Source organism: Actinomyces sp. ICM39 (assembly GCF_000282935.1).
GTDB classification, from domain to species: Bacteria; Actinomycetota; Actinomycetes; order Actinomycetales; family Actinomycetaceae; genus Pauljensenia; species Pauljensenia odontolytica_B.
Genome location: NZ_ALCB01000009.1, coordinates 1 through 16,087, shown reverse-complemented (window position 1 = coordinate 16,087; position 16,087 = coordinate 1). Strand labels below are relative to the sequence as shown.

Below are 16,087 nucleotides of genomic sequence, written 5' to 3'. Positions count from 1 at the left end.
TCCGTAGGGGGTGTGGCGCCACACGTGTTCATCCACCCCGATGACGCGCACGCCATCGAACCGAGTTGGATCATTGATCAGTACACGCTGGCCTTCACCCAGGACAGCAGTATTGGCGGTATTCCAGGACACTCCTAGGGCCTGGGAGATACGCGCCACCGTCAAACGATGAACGACCAGCCCAGTGAGCGCCCAGCGCACCGCCGACCGCGAGAACTTGGCGCGCGGATCGGCCGCTTGGCTCATATCTTGGCGCCACACATGAGCACACTCCTGGCACCGGTAGCGGCGCACGCTCACATGCAAGATCGTGGGGTGCCACCCGTAAGGCTCGTGCGCCAAGCGCCTGATCACCGTGTCACGCGACTCGCCCTGGCACCCGCAGCGTCGACACCACCGGTTCTCACCAGCAATCCGGCAAGCCAACACTGCATGGTCTGGCAACATGCGCTGGCCCGTCACTTCCAGGCCCAGGTCATCCAGGCGCGTGAACGCGCTCAGGTCAGGGCAATCAAGTTAGTATTGGCCATGTCGAAATCTTTCAGATGGACGGTGTAGCAATCTCCATCATCGGAAGACCTCGACCCCTACCCGGCCACGACACGCCCAACGCCGCCCACAACACCTACACCCTCAAATGCGAAGAGCCATTTTAAGACCTACTTTGGATTATTTTTATTCAAAAACTTTTCTAGTATACGTTTATTCATCTAATCAATTAGATATCAATAGTTTCTCCAATAGATAAAACCGTATAGTTTGCGTCTTCGACTTCTTTATTTGTCGTATTGTAATGACTATAGTCTTCAATATGAATTGGATAAATATTTTTAGGTTGAAGTAGATCATTCATTTGGTTTAGCATTTTCAAATCCATTGTAAATGGTCCACCAAATGAATCAGATTTTACAGCACCTAAATTAGCAAAAATGGCATCTATATTTTTGGGAACACTTTTTATTAAATTTGAATAGAAAATAGTATCACCCGTAAAATAAATCACTTTAGTTTCTGATGAACTTGCAATTGATATTTGATAACCATTAACTTTACCAACTATTTTTTGCATAATGAAATTACTGGCATGATAGGCTGGTAAGGCCTTGATAGTAATAAGATAGTCACCGACAGCAAACTGCTTTTCTTTGCCCCATTTTAAAACAAAGTTATTTAAGCCAGATAACCCATTTAAGGTTTTCTTATTAGGAGAAATTACAGTTTTACCCTTTAAATAATTTCTTCCTACATCATCTAAATGATCATGATGACCATGAGTTATTAGCCATACATCAACTCTATTAAGAAGAGACTTATCATTATTGACATCAGTTTGTTTCTCGGACACAAATCCTTTAAACTGAACTAAAGCTCCTTTGGGAGATAAATCAGGATCAATTCCTATATAAAATTTATTATCAACAGAAAGGACTCCACATGCAACTCCGCAATAAGTAAACGAAATAGACATAATACCTCTTTTATTTTTTTATATAACGATATTTGTTCAATTTATAAGTTGAAACAAAATTAATTATCAGCTTAATCCACATTAAGAAAACAACAGCTACTACCATTGATAAAAAGTTCAAATTCACAACAAGACTAGTATACCACAAATATGCACCAGCTCTGGACAAACCACAAGAAAACCACCTCGAGGGTGGTTTGTTCTTTAGATATAACCATTTTCCATTATGCTCTCTTTGGAAGGCCTCCATAGCCTTGAACTGCTCAAGTTCTTTTTCATTGTCAGGTTGCTTTCCGAGATATTTATATTGGAAAAAAGAGGTTCTAGCACTTGGTCCAAAGTCGCTTTCGAACCAAGGTGCATAGTCGAAGTCCACTGATAGCTTGTTATTCTCATCCAAATGAATCAACCCCGCTGACCAATCGCTCAATTCATTATCTATGAAGACTTTTTTTAATTCCTGAACCTTTTCAAATAATTTATCATACTCCTCAAAAAATTCCAACTTAGAAACACCAAAATCTCGAGGTATATAAAAGAAATAATGGTACTCTCCATTGTATTTAAAGAAAAAGTCAACTCCCCCACTTAAGGTTCTGTCTACTTCAAAATTGATATAAAGATCATCCCACTCAACTGGAATCATATCATTCACTTTATATACAATCTCTGTCATTTTCTCATCAATTTGTTTTTCCATTTTATCCTCCGATTTAGTCTCGCACTGATATTTATTGATAACAACACTATATATCCCGTATAGCATAATCATTAGGTATTATAGGTTTTCAAACCAAATGTGAGTTAATCGTTTTTGCCCCACTTTTGCCCCATTTTGAAATAATTATATTAAATATCACTTCAAGTATCTTCCGAAAATCACTTATATTTCAATATTTTTAATTTCTTTCAAGATGAAAAAGCCTCCCAAATTCATGCAGGGGGCATGAAGTTACTATCAGATACCCTCTGTGCTGCATTCAAGCCAAGCCCAACCAACACGGAAATAACAATGAGCGCCAGGCCGACCTTCGCGCACGTCGCAGCCCAGCTTTTTTCTTCTGCGGGCGCGGTGCACCGCCTCGCAGCTGAGGATCCTGACTCTCTTCGGTCGAGATGCGGGTGCCGCTCTGCTCAGAGTCGCCCTCAACGCCTGTCACTGCCTCGTTGCCACTCATATCAGCCCTTTCGCTGCCCGCCAGGGTAGGCTCAGAACCACCACCATAGCGCAGCCGCAGCGGGGGCCAGCACAGCGACCATCAGGGCCGCGACGCGCGGGAAGCTACGCGTCCCCATGGACAGTGGGCATCGGGTAGAGGCCGACAGGGAGAAGATTTCTTCATCGAGAGCCGCTCGCATCTGTGGGCGCACGGCGGGCGGGTATGAGGGCGGCGCGGGGCGCCGGCGACGCGTGGCTGGCCTGGTAACCTGCGCTCCTCGCGCAGCCCCACCGACCCCCTCCGCGTGCGAGTACTGGGAAGGCGAGCGGTACACGATGTCTCCATCGACTATTGCGGTGTGAATGGCGCAATCCTAGCACCCATGAGGCGTGCATCACATGCATTTGATTTCTTTCATTTCAAACAATTTGATCGGAGCCGCAAACCAACAAACGGCTTGCACCCCCTTACAAAATGAGCTGCCTATCACGCTATGCGTTAGGCTGGTCATGTTCGTTCACAGCATCGAACGACCCTACGTTGAGGAGAGAATCATGAGTCTGGAAGATCTGGCCAAGAAGGCTGAAGAAGGCTTCGAGAAGGTCGTTGACGCGGCCAAGGAGAAGGCTGAAGAAGCCAAGGACAAGCTCGCCGAGCTCGCTGGCGACGCCAAGGACAAGGCAGAAGACGCCAAGGACAAGGCAGCGGAGGCCGCCGAAGACGCCAAGGACAAGGCAGCGGAGGCCGCCGAAGACGCCAAGGACAAGGCAGCGGAGATCGCCGAAGACGCCAAGGACAAGGTCGAGGACGTCAAGGACGAGCTCGAGAAGTGAGTCACCAGAAGGGGGGCGAACCGAGAGGTTCGCCCCCCTTCTCCATACACTCACGCCCCGACGGTTTTACATTCCCCCGTAGCTCGGACCCACGCGACTAGCGACGAGCGCTCTACTCCCGCCCCTCGCGCACGCCCGCGAGGATGCGGCGGCGCAGCGGGACGGTCGCCTCGGAGGCGACGACGATGAGAATGACGCCCACAAGCGCCGAGGCAAGCGCAATGAGGACACCCTTTCCCGCACCCGCCGCGAGCATCGGAGACATGAACACCATGCCGAGCAGCATCGAGCCAACGATCATGACGAACGCGGGAATCGCGACCTCGAGGCGACGGCTGCGGTCCATAAAGCCGCGCGGGGACCCCATGTAGGACAGGGCTCGTACCTGGTCGGCGGAGTCGAGGACGCGGATCGCCTGGTTGACCGCGGTCGACACGGCGCCCAAGGCGAGGGTGATCGCGAAGGTCAGCAGCATGCCTCTGTTGATGTCGCCGATGACGATAAGCGCGACCTCATCGGCCCTGTCCCCGCTCATCGAGATCGAATCACTCGCCGGATACATGATGCCCACGAGGAACCCAACGAGGGCAACCGCCCCGAAGGAGCGCCACACAGCGCGAGGGTCGTCGGCCATGCGACGCCCGGCCACCATCATCTGGGGGCTGCGCGAGGCCCTAGCCATGATGCGGCCCATGAGGCTGATCGACCAGACGCCCACCAGGTTGACGATCAGGAAGATCGCGCCCATGAAGCCCAAGAACACGGCCATGCCGATAGCAGTTCCCAGGTTCATCGCGAGGGTGCCGACGCTCAGCCACACCACGAGGAGAACCAGGCCGAGGACGGGGCCGACCGCGCTCACGCGGCCCGCCTGAGTGCGGCGTGCGACACCCAGGGGTGTGATCGCGACCTTGCGCATGGCCAGCCACGAGGACAGGGCGGCCAGGACGATCATGGCGAGCCCCTCGACGAGGAGGGCCACTACCCCCACCCACATCTCGCTGACCCCCATCGGGCGTCCCTGGAAAGACAGCGCACCCCACGCGGGCAGCGTCACGGCGTACAGGATCGAGCCGACGACGACGCCGACAACCGCAAACACGCAGGTTTCGAGGATGCAGGCAAGCTTCGTCTTGCCCGGCGCGAGGCCGACGAGGCGCAGGACCGCGAGGTCGCGCTCACGCCGACTCATGCCCAAGCGCGCGGCCGCTGCCCCCATCGAGATGATGGGGACGACGAGCAGGGTAGCCGCAAAGTACGCGAGGATCACGTAGAAGGACGCCATCCCGTCGAGGCTTGAGGGGTCGTCGGCCGTGGCGGACGCAGCGGCGACGGCAGCCCTCGCCCCAAAGGCCATGACGCCGCCCGTGACCGCGAGCAGGAACGCGTGCGGCAGGGCAAAGGCCGCGACCGTGAGGACGGACGTCGCCCGGTCACGCGACCGCAGGAGCGCCCCGGCGGCGGTGCGTACCGCGCTCATCAGGCCACCCCCTGGCTGGGGGTTCCACTGCCTCGGGCCTCGAGGGAGATGCGGCCGTCGCGCACGTGGATCGTGTGCGGCAGGCGCGCGGCGACGGCGGGATCGTGGGTGACGAGGACGAGGGATGCCCCTGTGGAGGTGCAGGCGCTCGTCAGCAGGGACATGACCTCACCGCCGGTGGCCTGGTCGAGGGCCCCCGTGGGTTCATCCGCGAAGATTACCGAGGGATTGGTGGCGAGCGCGCGGCCGATCGCGACGCGCTGGGCCTGGCCGCCCGAGAGCTGGCCGGGGCGGTAGGGGCCGGCGCCGTCGAGCCCGAGGTTCGTCAGGATCTCGCGTGCGCGAGCGATGGCCTGCGATTTCGACGTTCCCGCGAGCATGAGGGGCATCGCGATGTTCTCTTCCGTGGGCAGCTCGGGCAGGAGCTGGCCGTCCTGGAACACGAAGCCGAAGCGGCGCAGGCGCAGGTTGGAGAGCACGCGCTCCGACATGCTCGTCATCTCTTCACCATCGAGCGTGATCGACCCGGAGCTGGGGCGCAGGACGCCCGCCAGGCAGTGCAAGAGCGTCGTCTTACCGGAACCCGAGGGGCCCATGATCGCCACCTGCGTGCCCTGCGGGAGGGTCAGGTCAACGCCCGCCAGGGCGTGAACAGGCGTGTGCCCGCGCATGTATGTCTTCGTGAGTGCTCGGGTCACCAGGCCCGCCGTGTCGTGTGTCATGTTTGAACGATAGACCCGCAGCCCCGCGCGATTCTATGAGGGTCTGCCCTGGTCGCCCCCTGGCTCATCCCGGACATCAACGCTGCAGTTGCTACGTTTGACGCATGAACCGCGCCCTGGATCCCCTCGCCGCCCAGCTGCTGCTACGCGCCTATGCGCGTGCCACGAACATGCTCATCGCGGGGCGTTCCTTCGCGACGGACGACCCGACGCTGGCCACCCTGCTGCGCGCGTTCGGCGCCCACGTGCGCCCGATTGCCGAGGCCGAGGGAACCCCGGCCTCGCCCCCGGTCGTCTTCGCGCTCGAGGAGGACGCGGCCCCCACACCCGGAGCGATCACGGTCCTGGCGCCCGGAGGCACTTTCCGCGCCGTCATCGCCCCCGACGGGCGCACCATCACGGGCCCCGGCGACGAGGGGCGCATCGAGTGGGCGCGCACCCACATGCCGGTCACCGAGGCGGCGGCACGCGCCCTGGCGCCCCTGGTGGCGGGCCGAAGCGTGGGGCTATCCCTCGTCCTGGAGCCAAAAACGGCGGCACTGGCTCTCATGCTCTCCGAGGCGGGAGCACGCGTGAGCGTCTTCGGCTGGGCGTCCGAGACCCGCGAGGATGTCGCTGCCCGCCTGCGCGAGGCCGGCATCCCCGTCTTCGCGGACTCGAGCGCCTCCCGCGAGCGCGAGTGGGAGCTCGCGCGCGAGTTTTTGGCCCAGCGCAGCGAATTCCTGCTGGATGACGGCTCCCACCTGATCCGCCTGGCACACGATACGGAACGCTGCCCGGGCGTCCTGGACGCGCTGGTCGGCGCGGCGGAGGAGACCACCTCGGGGCTGCGCCCCCTGCGTTCTTTCGATCTGCGCATTCCGGTCCTGGCCTCGAACGATGCGCGTTCGAAGACCCTGTTCGACAACGCCTACGGGACGGGTCAGTCGTGCTGGACGACGATCCTCGACCTGATCGACCCACGCGGCGTCGGTGCGCCCGTGGCGGGGATGAGCGTCGTCGTCATCGGCTACGGCGACGTGGGTCGCGGCTGCGCGCGCTTCGGCGCGGCGCTCGGCGCACGCGTGACCGTTGTGGAGCTGGACCCCGTGCGCGCCCTGCAGGCGTCGATGGATGGGTTCGGCGTGGCCTCGCTGGAGCAGGCCGCTCCGAGCGCCGGCATGTTGATCTCCGCGACGGGCGAGCGGGCGACGATCCCGCTGAGCGCGCTGGAGGCGGCACCCGAGGGTGCGATCGTCACGGTCGCCGGCGGCGTCGACGGCGAGGTGTCCATCGACGAGGCCGTGGCCGCCTCCTGGGTCATGGCCGAGTCGGGCGACCCACACGTGCAGACCCTGACCAGCCCATCCGGCAAGACGCTGCGCGTCCTCGAGCGCGGGGAGGGCATCAACTACACGGCGGGCGAGGGAAACCCCATCGAGATCATGGACATGAGCTTCGGCGTGCAGCTGGCCTCCCTGCGCGAGCTCCTCACCCACGAAGGCGAGCTGGCTCCCGGCCTGCACGACCTGCCGCGCGAGGCCGACGACGCCGTGGCCGCGGCGGCGCTGGCCGCCCTGTCCCTGTCATAGTCGCAGCTCACCTCCACCGGCGGGCGGGTGCGCCCGCCCCACTTCTACACTGTTAGCAGCGTCCCCCACTGAAAGGCCCCCCATGAGCGACGTGGTCGTCTGGTCCGCCGGCATGGTCATCCCGATCACCGCCCCCTCGATCCTCGACGGCGCTGTCGCCGTGCGCGACGGGCGCATCGAGCACGTGGGAGCGCGCGACTGGGTCATCGAAACGCTCACGCAGCGCGGCCTTTCCTTCACCGAACGCCACTTTGACGGCGTGCTGCTCCCCGGCCTCGTCAATGCGCACACGCACCTGCAGTACACGGGCATGGCGTCCGTGGGCGCCGGGCAGTACCGCGGTTTTGACGACTGGGCACGCGCCTTCGACGAGGTCTACGACGCGGGCGGCCTGGACTGGGGAGGCGACGCGGCCGCGGGCGCGCGCCTGCTCCTGGAGTGCGGCACGACCGCCGCCGCCGACGTGGTGACGGACGCCGCCGCGGCCTCGGCCCTGCACGATGCGGGCCTGCACGGCGTCGCCTACTGGGAGGTCATGAGCTGGTCGAACGACGAGTGGCGTGCCCGCGGTGAACGCGAGGTCTCCGCATCCCTCGACGCGATGCCGACCCCTCCGGCCGTGGGTATCTCCCCGCACGCCCCCTACTCCCTCGACGCTGAGCCGCTGCTGGATCTGCCGGACATGGCCAGGCGTCGCGGCATGCGCATCCACATCCACCTGGGTGAGTCCCACTCCGAGGCCGAATGGTCCGAAACGCGCACGACCGCCCTGGCCGACCTGTGGAAGAGCGAGCACTCCTCGTCGTTCACGGCGATGCGCTCGCGCGGCGGCGGCTTCTCCTCGACGCAGTTCGTCGATCAGCTGGGCGTCCTCGGACCCGACTGCCACGTCGCCCACGGCGTGTACATGCGCGCCGACGACCGCAGGCGACTGCGCGCCCGCCAGACGGCCGTGGCGCTGTGCCCGCGCTCGAACCGTGTGATCGGCCTGGACGCGCCGCCCGTCGGCGCCTACCTCGCCGAGGGCAACATGATCGCGGTGGGCACGGACTCCCTGTCCTCCTCCCCGTCCCTCGACCTGCTCGAGGACGTCGCCCTCCTCTTCGACCTGGCGCGATCCCAAGGCTACGAGGACCAGGACCTGGCGCGCCGCCTCCTGCAGGCCGCGACCCTGGGCGGCGCCACAGCGATGGGCCTGGCGACCGGCCCCGACCGCCTCGGTCAGCTCCAGTCGGGCGCGGTCGCCGACATGTGCATCGTCGACGTACCCGTGACCTCGATCGTGGAGACCATCGACACCGTCGCCCGCCACGGCGCCGGTCGCGTCGTCGAAACCATCGTGTCCGGGCGCGTGCGCTACTCGGCCTCGCACTGACCCTGTCGTTTCTCTTTCGCTCAGCCTCCCTTTCCCTTCATTTGGAGCTTCGCATGACCGACGTGTCCCCGCTGATTGACGCCATGGGCCTCGCGCCCCACCCCGAGGGCGGCCACTACCGCCGCACCTGGACCGCGCCCGCTCAGGTGGACACGCCGCGCGGGAGCCGCCACAGCGCCTCCGCGATCATCTTCCTCCTCGACCGAGACGAGGAGGCCCGCTGGCACCTCGTCCACTCCGACGAACTGTGGATCTGGTCGGGGCCCGGCGCCCTCGAGGTGCACCTGGGAGGCAGCGGCAACGCGCCCGAGGTCGACCCGCGCATCGTCACCCTGGGCTCTCCGGCGGGAACGCAGGCCTCCGATGCGAGCAACCCCGTGCAGATCCTCGTGCCCGCCGGCACCTGGCAGCGCACCTTCGCCCGCGGCGACTACGCGCTGGCCACCTGCGTCGTCTCCCCCGAGTTCACCTTCGACGACTGGAAGCTCGCCGAGGGGGCCTAAGCCCGACGGCACACTGTCCCACGCCTCGAACGCACAGGGAACGATCGCATCACGGGAGGCCTTGAACGCGCGAGCACCCCGGTTCGGGCATAGGGTGAGACCATCCGCTCGACCAATACGGGCGGCTCGTTCCAAGGAGGAAACATGGGTCTGGAAGATCTGAAGAAGCAGGCTGAAGAGGGTCTCGAGAAGGCTAAGGAAACCTTCGGCGAGGAGAACGTCGAGAAGGCCGTCGAGGCTGCCAAGGACAAGGCGACCGAGGTCGTCTCCGATCTGAAGGACAAGTTCCAGAAGTGATCTGACGGGAGGGCCGGGCCGGCATGGCCCGGCCCTTTCGCATACCCACGCGGCACTGTGTCCCATCCCCCACCCCCGCGAAACCCCAACGATTCCAACGTTTCCCCAGCCCAGGCCTCGTTCCATTGTTTCGTGCATCGAAATGACGCCAGCGCATTGTGCGGCGCGCCTATACGCTCATCGAGTCAGACCCGCCCACAAGGCGGAATCCCCCACGTCACCGGGAGGCCCCATGCGCCGCTCTGTCCGTTCCCTCGCTGCCGTTGCCGCCATCGCGGCCCTCGGCCTGGCCGCCTGCACGGGCGGCACGAGCTCCTCTTCTTCCGCCGACGCCGAGCAGACCTACGGCCCCGGCGCCCTGCCGACCGTGACGGAAGGCAAGCTCACCGTCGCCACCTCCGATCCCGCCTACTCGCCGTGGATCCTGGACAACGACCCGGCCTCGGGCGAAGGCTACGAGTCCGCCGTCATCTACGCCCTGGCCGAGGAACTCGGCTACACCGCCGACAACGTCCAGTGGGTGCGCGCCACCTTCGACGCGTCGATCACCCCCGGCGCCAAGGACTGGGACCTGAACATTCAGCAGTTCTCCATCACCGACGAGCGTAAGAACGCCGTCGACTTCACGTCCCCGTACTACACGACCACCTCGGCGATCATCACCAAGGCTGGCACCCCGGCCGCCAACGCGAAGTCCATCGCTGACCTCAAGGACGTCCTCATCGGCGTCCAGGCGGGCACCACCTCGCAGCAGTTCGCTTCCGATCACCTCGAGCCCGGACTCACCCAGAAGCTGCAGATGTTCAACTCCTCCGACGACACGGTCCTGGCCCTGCAGACGGGCCGCGTGGACGCGATCGTCGTCGACCTGCCGACCGCGTTCTACATGGTCTCCGCGCAGATCGATGACGGCGTCATCATCGGCCAGTTCGACGACACGACGGGCGGCGAGGAATACGGCATCGTCCTGCCCAAGGGCTCCAAGCTGACCCCCACGGTCTCCGCCGCCGTCGATCGTCTGGCCTCATCCGGCAAGCTCGCCGAGCTGCAGGAAAAGTGGCTGAACGAGGCACAGAACGTGCCCACCCTCAAGTGAGGCTCCCACACTCATGAGTGACTACTCAAGTGACGCGGCGGCCACGCTCACCGTTTCGGCGGTGGAGCGTGGCCGTCGCGCTTATCGGCGCAAGCAGACGGTCCGGTCGATTCTCATCTCCCTGGCTTCCACGATTGTGGTCGCGGGAGTCCTCATCACCGTGGTCGTCAACTCCGACGGGTGGGAGGCCACCCGCAACACCTTCTTCAACGGCAAGTACTTCGTCGAAGCCTTCCCCCAGGTGCTTTCCGGCCTGTGGCTGAACATCCGCATCCTGCTGATCTCGGTGCTGGGCGTCGCCGTCTTCGCGACTCTGCTGGCGGCCGCGCGCACGCTGGCCGGTCCCGTGTTTTTCCCGATCCGCTTCCTGGCGGCGGCGTACACGGATATTTTCCGAGGCGTCCCCTTCCTGGTCGTCCTCTACCTGATCGGCTTCGGCATCCCCGCGCTCAACCCGACGACGCGTATCCCGACCGCGTTCCTGGGCACGGTCGCGCTGATCCTCACGTACTCCTCGTACGTCGCCGAGGTGCTGCGCGCAGGCCTGGACTCCGTGCACCCCTCCCAGCGTTACGCGGCCCGCTCGCTGGGCCTGTCCCACGGGCAGACGCTGCGCATGATCATCGTGCCGCAGGCGATCCGCAAGGTCACGCCGGCCCTCATGAACGACTTCATTTCCATGCAGAAGGACGTCGGCCTGATCTCGGTCCTGGGCGCGGTCGACGCGATCCGTTCGGCGCAGATGGTCCAGGCCAAGACCTACAACATGACGTCCTACGTCGTCGCCGGCCTGCTGTTCATCATCTTGTCGTTCCCCTTCATTCGCCTGTCGGACTGGTACACGGCCCGACTGCGTAAGCGCGAGCAGATGGGAGGCACCGTCTGATGTCGGTCCCCACGAATTACGAGGCCTCCCCCACCTCGGACAACACCACCCCGGTTCTACGCGCCGTCGGCGTCGTCAAGCGCTTCGGCGACAACGTCGTCCTGCGCGGCCTGGACCTGGACGTCGCTGCGCACGAGGTCGTGGTCCTCTTGGGCGCGTCGGGCTCGGGTAAGTCGACGCTGCTGCGCTGCGCGAACCTGCTGGAGCGGGTCGACGACGGCCAGATCTTCCTGGCTGGCGAAGACATTACGGACCCGCGCGCGAACGCGGATCGGATCCGCGCGCGCATCGGCGTGGTGTTCCAGCACTACAACCTGTTCCCGCACATGTCGGTGCTGGACAACGTGACGCTGGCGGCCCGCAAGGTGCACGGCTGGGAGAAGGACCGCGCGCGCGAGCGCGGCATGGAGCTGTTGGACCGCATCGGCTTGAAGGACAAGGCGAAGGAGTACCCGGATCGCCTGTCGGGTGGCCAGCAGCAGCGCGTCGCCATCGCACGCGCGCTCGCCACGCACCCGGAGCTGCTCCTGCTGGACGAGATCACGGCGGCGCTGGACCCGGTGCTCGTCGGCGAGGTCCTCGACCTCGTGCGCGAGATCAAGGAGCAGGGCTCGACCATCCTCATGGCGACGCACGAGATCAGCTTCGCCCGCCAGGCGGCCGACCGCGTCGTGTTCCTGCGCGGCGGCCAGATTGTCGAGCAGGGCCCGCCCGAGCAGGTCATCGACAACCCGCGCGAGCAGGAAACCCGGGACTTCCTGGCACGCATCTTGCACTGAGGCGTGGAAAACCAGAAGGGGGTGGCCAACTGATCGTTGGCCACCCCCTTCTCATCCACTCGCAACGTGGTCCATTCCCGCAGGGATCCTTTCAGGGGAAAGAGCTAGCTCACTCGCACCGCAAATGCTAAGGTATCTATACGTACGGATAATGTCCGTACGAGCGAAAGAGGAATTGATATGAGCACTGCAAAGACACAGCGTCTGGAACTACGCCTCACCGAGGAACAGAACACTCTCATTCGCAGCGCAGCCACATACACATCTCGCAGCATCAGCGATTTCGTCCTCTCCGCAGCCACATTGGAGGCAGAGCGACGTCTCGCCGACCAGCGCTTCTTCATTCTGAACGACGAGGACCACGCCCGCTTCGAAGAAATCCTTGCGGCCTCGCCGACGGACGATCCCAAGCTGCGCAAACTCTTTGATCGCCCCTCGCCCTTCGGCACTCACATCGACCTGAACACACCAAGCACCTCCGAGAACTGATGTACGTATCAGTCCTGCAAGAGCCGCGGCCTCTCGAGCGGAGGGACAACCGGTCACACTTCCAATCGGGCAACACTGAGATCGACGATTGGTTCCACCGATTTGCGTGGCAGAACCACCGAGCCGGAAACGCGCGCGTCTTCGTCACAACGCAGGAACCGGAGACACTTGGTTTCTACGCCCTATCGATGGGGGCAGTGCAGCGCAGCACACTCCCAGATGCCCTCAAACCTGGCCAACGCCCGGAGCCATGCCCAGTTCTCCTCCTCGCGCGACTCGCCGTCGATCAGCGCGTGCAGGGACGAGGCATAGGCGCAGCTCTCCTCAAAGACGCACTCTTGCGAGCCTACAAGCTCAGCAATGAGGTGGGATTCGCTGCCCTCCTGGTCCACTGTGCCAACGACCAGGCGCGCGAGTTCTACCTCAGCCAGTGCTCGCAGTTTGTATCATGCCCCGGAGCTGACAATCACCTGATGCTACCGCTGCGGGCACTGCGCGAATTTATAAACACTCTCTAACACCCAGCGGCCACAACACAACGCACAGGGCCCAGGATCCGCAGATCCTGGGCCCGAAGCGTTGTCAGTATGGAATCAGTTGGCGCCCGGCGTGATAACGACGGTGATCTCGGTGCTAATGCCGTCCGGATCGGTCAGGGTCACAGTGACCGGGTCGTCTTCCTCGCCCAGCGCACGCAGCGGGTGCAGGGTGACGATGTTCTTCTCGGACTTGCCGACCTCGAGGGCGGTCGGATCAGAAACATCGATCGTCCACTTGGCGGCCTTGTCGGAGTCGGCCAGCTTGATCTTCAGGTCGCGCTTCTCGGGGACCTTGATGCCGCTGTCGTCGATCTGAGCGATGGGACGCTCGACCGTCTTGACGTCCTTCGGGGTCACGTAGGAGTGAGCAGAATCGGAATCGGTGGCGCAGCCGGTCAGGGCGGTCACGCCCAGGCCGAGAGCCAGCACTGCAGTAAGGATGGAACGCTTGTTCATAAACACAATACTAAGCATCCATCCTCACAGATATGCATCACAAGGCCCATTTTGGGACGATGTCACAGCATCTTGCGTCACATGGACCAGACCAGCGCCCCCGATTCCACGTCCGCCCAGTACGAGCTGGCAAACTCCGCCCACTGCTGCGGGAACTGCAGCTGCGGGCTGTGCGTGCCCCCTCGGATGATGCTCTCGCGGGCACCCAGGTCGGCGGCCTCCTCGGCGTACCACGAGGGCGGCCAGATCTCATCCTGGTCCCCGTACAGCACGTGCACGGGCACGCCCGTGGCCGCGAGCGCCGGGGTGTCGGGGCGCAGCTGGGAGAGGATGCGGGCGATACCCACCAGGTTTTCCGAGGCCGTATCCAGCGCGCGGATACGTTGAAATTCCGCCCATCCGACGCCGGGTTCCTCGAAGTTCATGTCCGGGAAGTAGGTGCGCAGCACCTGCTGGCGCGCGCCGGGACCCGTGGGCAGGGGGTCGAGGATCGGCAGGGTGTTCATCCAGTCGTAGACTGCGCGACCCGAACAGAACAGGGTGACGGAGGCGAAGAGGTCGGGGCGAGCGACGACGGCCGCGCGCGCGACGATACCGCCGAAAGAGTGGCCCACGAGGTGCACGCGACCCGTGGTCCCGGCCCAGGCCTCGGCGACGGCGATGAGGTCACCGACAAAGTCGCTCATCCCGTACGCGCCGAGGCCGGCGGGCGCGGCGGACCCGCCCTGGCCTCGTTGCGAGTAGGCGAGGACGTCCCATCCCGCCTCCCCGAGGAACGGCAGGACGGTCGAGTAGTCCTCCTTGGATCCCGTGTAGCCGGGGACGAGGAGCGCGCGGTTCTCCCCCGCGGCGCCCGGGGTCGACACCGCTGAGATAGCAGGCGTGCCGTCGACGAGGGCGGGGGTGCTCGGGCCGGTCAGCAGGCCACTGAGCTCGCCGGCCGGGGAAGGGACGGCGACGGGGGTGACGTTTGCTGCCAGCGCAAAAGGACCGAAAGGCTCTATCTGTTTCACGCCCCCAATCGTAGAATGAACGCATGACAAACGAGACGATTGCGAGCCAGCTCGCCCACCGGACGATCCGCGCCTACAAGGACCAGCCCCTCACCGAGGAAGAGGTCACCACGCTGATGGACGTGGCTCGTCACACCGCCACGTCCTCGTTCCTGCAGTCCTGCACGGTCCTGCATATCACCGACCCGCAGGTGCGCGAGACGATCGGTGCTGCCTCCGGTCAGCCCTACGTGGGCGGCACGAAGGGCGACCTGTTCATCTTCGTCGCCGACCTGTACCGCAACAGTCGCATCCGCGCCGAGCAGGGCGTCTCCTCGGAGGCGCTGGGGTCGATCAACCTGTTCCTCACTGCGCTGGAGGACGCGCTCCTGGCCGCGCAGAACGTGGTCGTGGCCGCCGAGTCGATGGGCCTGGGCACCGTCTACCTCGGCTCCATCCTCGCCGATCCGCGCGCGATCGTGAAGGCGCTCGAGCTGCCGGAGCTGACCTTCCCGATCGTCGGCCTGCTCGTCGGCCACCCGGACCAGGAACCCGGCCAGAAGCCACGTATGCCTCTGTCCGTCATGACCGCGAAGAACACGTACCCGCGCGTCGAGTCCTACTCCGAGACGCTCGCCGACTACGACCGCGAGGTCACCGAGTACTACGACCTGCGCTCGGGCTCGCGCCTCGAGTCCTTCACCCACCTAGTCGCCACCAACATCGGCGTGGGCGGCGCGCACGTCTCCCCCATCATGGGGGTCCTCCACGAGCAGGGCCTGTGCCTGCGCTGACTCTCCGTCTTTGACGAGGCCGTGGCCTCCCCTCGCGTTCAACCGCCCGGGGCGCCACGGCCTCGTCGCATGCTGTGCTTGTCGCGCGCTTACAATGAGCGCATGGCTGAGCTTGGTTTTTCCACCTACGTGTTTATCGAGCGCATCGCCGCGAACGCGGCCGCGCTGCACCCCTTCCCGGAGCACAACGTTGCACTCGTTCGGGACGCGCTGGCGGACGCCGGCTTCGACATCACGCTCCTCGGCCCAGACGCGCCGGAGGTCGGCGAGGGCGTGTACTTCCAGCCCGAACCCTTCGGTGACGAGGTCATGGGCCTCCTCGCGGACGCCCTCACTCTGCGCGGCATCGGCGCCTACGCCTACGCGCTCGTGGATTCATCGCTGGGCGGGGACCTGGCGGACATCGCGCTGTTCACCCGCGTGGGCGACGTGTTCCCCCGTCACGGCCGCCACATCCTCATGACGCGCATGTACATTCAGCGCACCCCCACGGGCGCGGGCAACAAGGCCGTGACCTGGGCGTTCGGCTCCCCCGCCGACCTAGAGGAGGCGAACCGCCTGCTGTCGCAGAAGTTCGACACCGAGCCGGTGACCGACCCGCGCGGCATGGCCGCCATCGAGATCCGTCATCCCGAGTTCGCGGCGGG

General features: G+C 63.1%; 19 protein-coding genes and 1 pseudogene. 12 read left to right on the top strand and 8 right to left on the bottom strand.

All coding sequences use genetic code 11. The features are described from left to right. The 4 genes and pseudogenes from HMPREF1137_RS09840 to HMPREF1137_RS09820 all read right to left on the bottom strand — a co-directional run. A pseudogene (locus tag HMPREF1137_RS09840) lies at positions 1 to 501 on the bottom strand (transposase family protein); the annotation flags it as partial. 217 nt (positions 502 to 718) lie between these two features. Continuing rightward, positions 719 to 1,468: an MBL fold metallo-hydrolase gene (locus HMPREF1137_RS09830; protein WP_081493482.1), complete on the bottom strand. Its 750-nt coding sequence runs from the start codon at positions 1,466 to 1,468 to the stop codon at positions 719 to 721. Positions 1,469 to 1,478: 10 nt separating this feature from the next. Continuing rightward, a complete protein-coding gene (locus HMPREF1137_RS09825) occupies positions 1,479 to 2,168 on the bottom strand; it encodes a TIGR01741 family protein (RefSeq protein ID WP_196792934.1) in 690 nt (229 codons plus the stop codon). A 509-nt stretch (positions 2,169 to 2,677) separates the two neighbouring features. Then, entirely contained in the window at positions 2,678 to 2,962 is a 285-nt protein-coding gene (locus HMPREF1137_RS09820) for a hypothetical protein (protein WP_081493481.1), read from the bottom strand. Positions 2,963 to 3,182: 220 nt separating this feature from the next. On the opposite strand from HMPREF1137_RS09820, the gene HMPREF1137_RS00390 reads away from it, so the two are divergent. After that, positions 3,183 to 3,461, top strand: a complete 279-nt coding sequence (locus tag HMPREF1137_RS00390) for a hypothetical protein (protein ID WP_007587521.1) — start codon at positions 3,183 to 3,185, stop codon at positions 3,459 to 3,461. A gap of 112 nt (positions 3,462 to 3,573) precedes the next feature. On the opposite strand, the gene HMPREF1137_RS00385 is transcribed toward HMPREF1137_RS00390, so the two are convergent. Together HMPREF1137_RS00385 and HMPREF1137_RS00380 are read right to left on the bottom strand one after the other, a co-directional pair. Then, the gene (locus tag HMPREF1137_RS00385; protein WP_007587534.1) at positions 3,574 to 4,941 is read right to left on the bottom strand and encodes an FtsX-like permease family protein; all 1,368 of its coding nucleotides are present in this window, start codon (positions 4,939 to 4,941) and stop codon (positions 3,574 to 3,576) included. Beyond that, positions 4,941 to 5,663 (bottom strand): ABC transporter ATP-binding protein, encoded by a 723-nt coding sequence (locus HMPREF1137_RS00380; RefSeq protein WP_007587513.1) that lies wholly within the window; start codon positions 5,661 to 5,663, stop codon positions 4,941 to 4,943. The genes HMPREF1137_RS00385 and HMPREF1137_RS00380 overlap by 1 nt, the downstream gene beginning before the upstream one ends. Before the next feature lie 104 nt (positions 5,664 to 5,767). Here HMPREF1137_RS00380 and HMPREF1137_RS00375 point away from each other — a divergent pair, with 104 nt between their 5' ends. The 9 genes from HMPREF1137_RS00375 to HMPREF1137_RS00335 all read left to right on the top strand — a co-directional run bounded on the left by HMPREF1137_RS00375 (position 5,768) and on the right by HMPREF1137_RS00335 (position 13,177). After that, entirely contained in the window at positions 5,768 to 7,234 is a 1,467-nt protein-coding gene (locus HMPREF1137_RS00375) for an adenosylhomocysteinase (RefSeq protein WP_007587526.1), read from the top strand. Between the two features lie 82 nt (positions 7,235 to 7,316). Beyond that, on the top strand, positions 7,317 to 8,609 hold the full coding sequence (locus HMPREF1137_RS00370) for an amidohydrolase family protein (protein WP_034496012.1): 1,293 nt from the start codon (positions 7,317 to 7,319) through the stop codon (positions 8,607 to 8,609). A 53-nt stretch (positions 8,610 to 8,662) separates the two neighbouring features. Beyond that, positions 8,663 to 9,112: a cupin domain-containing protein gene (locus HMPREF1137_RS00365; protein ID WP_007587509.1), complete on the top strand. Its 450-nt coding sequence runs from the start codon at positions 8,663 to 8,665 to the stop codon at positions 9,110 to 9,112. A 144-nt stretch (positions 9,113 to 9,256) separates the two neighbouring features. Then, positions 9,257 to 9,409, top strand: a complete 153-nt coding sequence (locus HMPREF1137_RS10330) for a hypothetical protein (RefSeq protein WP_003797040.1) — start codon at positions 9,257 to 9,259, stop codon at positions 9,407 to 9,409. A 232-nt stretch (positions 9,410 to 9,641) separates the two neighbouring features. Beyond that, positions 9,642 to 10,505 (top strand): ABC transporter substrate-binding protein, encoded by an 864-nt coding sequence (locus HMPREF1137_RS00355; RefSeq protein ID WP_007587518.1) that lies wholly within the window; start codon positions 9,642 to 9,644, stop codon positions 10,503 to 10,505. Positions 10,506 to 10,518: 13 nt separating this feature from the next. Then, entirely contained in the window at positions 10,519 to 11,391 is an 873-nt protein-coding gene (locus HMPREF1137_RS00350; protein ID WP_007587517.1) for an amino acid ABC transporter permease, read from the top strand. Further along, entirely contained in the window at positions 11,391 to 12,170 is a 780-nt protein-coding gene (locus tag HMPREF1137_RS00345) for an amino acid ABC transporter ATP-binding protein (RefSeq protein ID WP_007587533.1), read from the top strand. Before HMPREF1137_RS00350 ends, HMPREF1137_RS00345 begins: the two co-directional genes overlap by 1 nt. 180 nt (positions 12,171 to 12,350) lie before the next feature. After that, the gene (locus HMPREF1137_RS00340; RefSeq protein ID WP_007587511.1) at positions 12,351 to 12,659 is read left to right on the top strand and encodes a type II toxin-antitoxin system TacA family antitoxin; all 309 of its coding nucleotides are present in this window, start codon (positions 12,351 to 12,353) and stop codon (positions 12,657 to 12,659) included. Continuing rightward, positions 12,659 to 13,177: a GNAT family N-acetyltransferase gene (locus HMPREF1137_RS00335; RefSeq protein ID WP_034496008.1), complete on the top strand. Its 519-nt coding sequence runs from the start codon at positions 12,659 to 12,661 to the stop codon at positions 13,175 to 13,177. The genes HMPREF1137_RS00340 and HMPREF1137_RS00335 overlap by 1 nt, the downstream gene beginning before the upstream one ends. Before the next feature lie 75 nt (positions 13,178 to 13,252). On the opposite strand, the gene HMPREF1137_RS00330 is transcribed toward HMPREF1137_RS00335, so the two are convergent. Then, positions 13,253 to 13,672, bottom strand: coding sequence for a hypothetical protein (locus HMPREF1137_RS00330; protein ID WP_034496004.1), 420 nt, complete (start codon positions 13,670 to 13,672; stop codon positions 13,253 to 13,255). A 59-nt stretch (positions 13,673 to 13,731) separates the two neighbouring features. Continuing rightward, the gene (locus HMPREF1137_RS00325; protein WP_007587520.1) at positions 13,732 to 14,667 is read right to left on the bottom strand and encodes an alpha/beta fold hydrolase; all 936 of its coding nucleotides are present in this window, start codon (positions 14,665 to 14,667) and stop codon (positions 13,732 to 13,734) included. A gap of 23 nt (positions 14,668 to 14,690) precedes the next feature. Here HMPREF1137_RS00325 and HMPREF1137_RS00320 point away from each other — a divergent pair, with 23 nt between their 5' ends. Next, entirely contained in the window at positions 14,691 to 15,440 is a 750-nt protein-coding gene (locus tag HMPREF1137_RS00320; RefSeq protein ID WP_007587523.1) for an NADPH-dependent oxidoreductase, read from the top strand. A 102-nt stretch (positions 15,441 to 15,542) separates the two neighbouring features. Further along, positions 15,543 to 16,087, top strand: a 545-nt coding sequence (locus tag HMPREF1137_RS00315) for a hypothetical protein (RefSeq protein ID WP_007587515.1), incomplete at its 3' end; no start/stop codon positions are given.